Source organism: Sporolactobacillus shoreicorticis (genome assembly GCF_024125445.1).
GTDB classification, from domain to species: domain Bacteria; phylum Bacillota; class Bacilli; order Bacillales; family Sporolactobacillaceae; genus Sporolactobacillus; species Sporolactobacillus shoreicorticis.
The window spans coordinates 1-2973 of sequence record NZ_JAMXWM010000065.1; the positions used below are offsets into that span (position 1 = coordinate 1).

Consider the following 2973-nt stretch of genomic DNA (forward strand, 5'->3'; position numbering starts at 1 on the left):
CAGTGGTTAAGTTTAAAAGAGCGCACGGTGGATGCCTTGGCACTGGGAGCCGATGAAGGACGGAACGAACGCCGATACGCTTCGGGGAGCTGTAAGTAAGCGTTGATCCGAAGATTTCCGAATGGGGGAACCCGCTATCCTGAACGGATAGAATGCTCTGCTGAATCCATAGGCAGAGTAAGGCAGACCCGGGGAACTGAAACATCTCAGTACCCGGAGGAAGAGAAAGCAAATGCGATTTCCTGAGTAGTGGCGAGCGAAAGGGAAACAGCCCAAACCAAAGGGCTTGCCCTTTGGGGTTGTAGGACACTCCACATGGAGTCAGAAATGCGCGCTTCAGGCGAACGACCTGGAAGGGTCGGCCAGAGAAGGCAAACGCCCTGTAGCCGACGGAGCGCGCACTCCGGAGTGGATCCTGAGTACGGCGGGACACGAGAAACCCCGTCGGAATCTGGGAGGACCGTCTCCCAAGGCTAAATACTCCCCAGTGACCGATAGTGAACCAGTACCGTGAGGGAAAGGTGAAAAGCACCCCGGAAGGGGAGTGAAAGAGATCCTGAAACCGTGTGCTTACAAGTAGTTGGAGCCCCCTTCGGGGGGTGACAGCGTACCTTTTGTAGAATGGACCGGCGAGTGACGATTCTAAGCAAGGTTAAGCTGAAGAGGCGGAGCCGCAGCGAAAGCGAGTCTGAATAGGGCGAATGAGTTTAGGGTTGTCGACCCGAAACCGTGTGATCTACCCATGTCCAGGGTGAAGTTCAGGTAACACTGAATGGAGGCCCGAACCCACGCATGTTGAAAAATGCGGGGATGAGGTGTGGGTAGGGGTGAAATGCCAATCGAACACGGAGATAGCTGGTTCTCCCCGAAATAGCTTTAGGGCTAGCCTCGGATGAGTGAGACTTGGAGGTAGAGCACTGATTGAATAAGGGGTCCCCACAGGATTACCGAGTTCAGTCAAACTCCGAATGCCAAGCGCTTACGTCCGGGAGTCAGACGGCGAGTGATAAGATCCGTCGTCGAAAGGGAAACAGCCCAGACCGCCGACTAAGGTCCCCAAGTTTGTGCTAAGTGGGAAAGGATGTGACGTTGCCCAGACAACCAGGATGTTGGCTCAGAAGCAGCCACCATTTAAAGAGTGCGTAATAGCTCACTGGTCGAGTGGCGTCGCGCCGAAAATGTAACGGGGCTAAGCACAGCACCGAAGTCGCGGATGACCGTCAGGTCATGGTAGGGGAGCGTTCCAAGGGCATGGAAGATGTGCCGTGAGGCATGTTGGAGCGTTTGGAAGTGAGAATGCCGGTATGAGTAACGAAAAGAGAAGTGAGAATCTTCTCCGTCGAAAGCCTAAGGGTTCCTGAGGAAGGTTCGTCCGCTCAGGGTTAGTCGGGGCCTAAGCCGAGGCCGAAAGGCGTAGGCGATGGACAACAGGTGGATAGTCCTGTACCAGCGTTTCACGATTGAGTGATGGGGGGACGCAGGAAGGTAAGGCGAGCGCACGGATGGACGGTGCGTTCAAGCCGTGAGGCTGGCAGCGAGGCAAATCCCGCTGCGTGAGGCCAAGCGGTGATGAGGAGGGAACTTAAGTACCGAAGCGCCTGATCCTACACTGCCAAGAAAAGCCTCTAGCGAGTGAAACGGTGCCCGTACCCAAACCGACACAGGTGGGCAAGAAGAGAATTCTAAGACGCTCGGGAGAACTCTCGTTAAGGAACTCGGCAAAATCACCCCGTAACTTCGGGAGAAGGGGTGCTCGTCGGACCTACGGGTCCGAGGAGCCGCAGTGAAAAGATCCAAGCGACTGTTTACCAAAAACACAGGTTTCTGCAAAACCGTAAGGTGATGTATAGGGGCTGACACCTGCCCGGTGCTGGAAGGTTAAAAGGAGAGGTGATCCTTCGGGAGAAGCTTTGAATTGAAGCCCCAGTAAACGGCGGCCGTAACTATAACGGTCCTAAGGTAGCGAAATTCCTTGTCGGGTAAGTTCCGACCCGCACGAAAGGTGTAACGATTTGGATACTGTCTCAACGAGAGACCCGGTGAAATTATAGTACCTGTGAAGATGCAGGTTACCCGCGACAGGACGGAAAGACCCCATGGAGCTTTACTGCAGCTTGATATTGGATGTGGCTATCGTTTGTACAGGATAGGCAGGAGCCTTGGAAACCGGACCGCTAGGTTCGGCGGAGGCATCGGTGGGATACTGCCCTGACGATAGCGACATTCTAACCCGGGACCGTGATCCGGTTCGGAGACAGTGTCAGGCGGGCAGTTTGACTGGGGCGGTCGCCTCCTAAAAGGTAACGGAGGCGCCCAAAGGTTCCCTCAGAATGGTTGGAAATCATTCGCAGAGTGTAAAGGCACAAGGGAGCTTGACTGCGAGACCTACACGTCGAGCAGGGACGAAAGTCGGGCTTAGTGATCCGGTGGCACCGCATGGAAGGGCCATCGCTCAACGGATAAAAGCTACCCTGGGGATAACAGGCTTATCTCCCCCAAGAGTTCACATCGACGGGGAGGTTTGGCACCTCGATGTCGGCTCATCGCATCCTGGGGCTGAAGTAGGTCCCAAGGGTTGGGCTGTTCGCCCATTAAAGCGGTACGCGAGCTGGGTTCAGAACGTCGTGAGACAGTTCGGTCCCTATCCGTCGCGGGCGTAGGAAATTTGAGAAGAGCTGTCCTTAGTACGAGAGGACCGGGATGGACACACCGCTGGTGTACCAGTTGTTCCGCCAGGAGCAGACGCTGGGTAGCTATGTGTGGACGGGATAAGTGCTGAAAGCATCTAAGCATGAAGCCCCCTTCAAGATGAGATTTCCCATGATTTTAAATCAGTAAGACCCCTTAGAGATGATGAGGTGGATAGGTCTGGAGTGGAAGCACCGTGAGGTGTGGAGCGGACAGATACTAATCGGTCGAGGGCTTAACCCAGAAGACTTGGAGGTCTTGACACGTTTCAACGCTTTCGTTACC

At 54.8% G+C, this 2973-nt stretch carries 1 rRNA gene; it reads left to right on the top strand.

The features are described from left to right. The first annotated feature begins 4 nt into the window (after positions 1–4). A 23S ribosomal RNA gene (locus tag NIE88_RS21855) occupies positions 5–2931 on the top strand. The last annotated feature ends 42 nt before the right edge of the window (positions 2932–2973 follow it).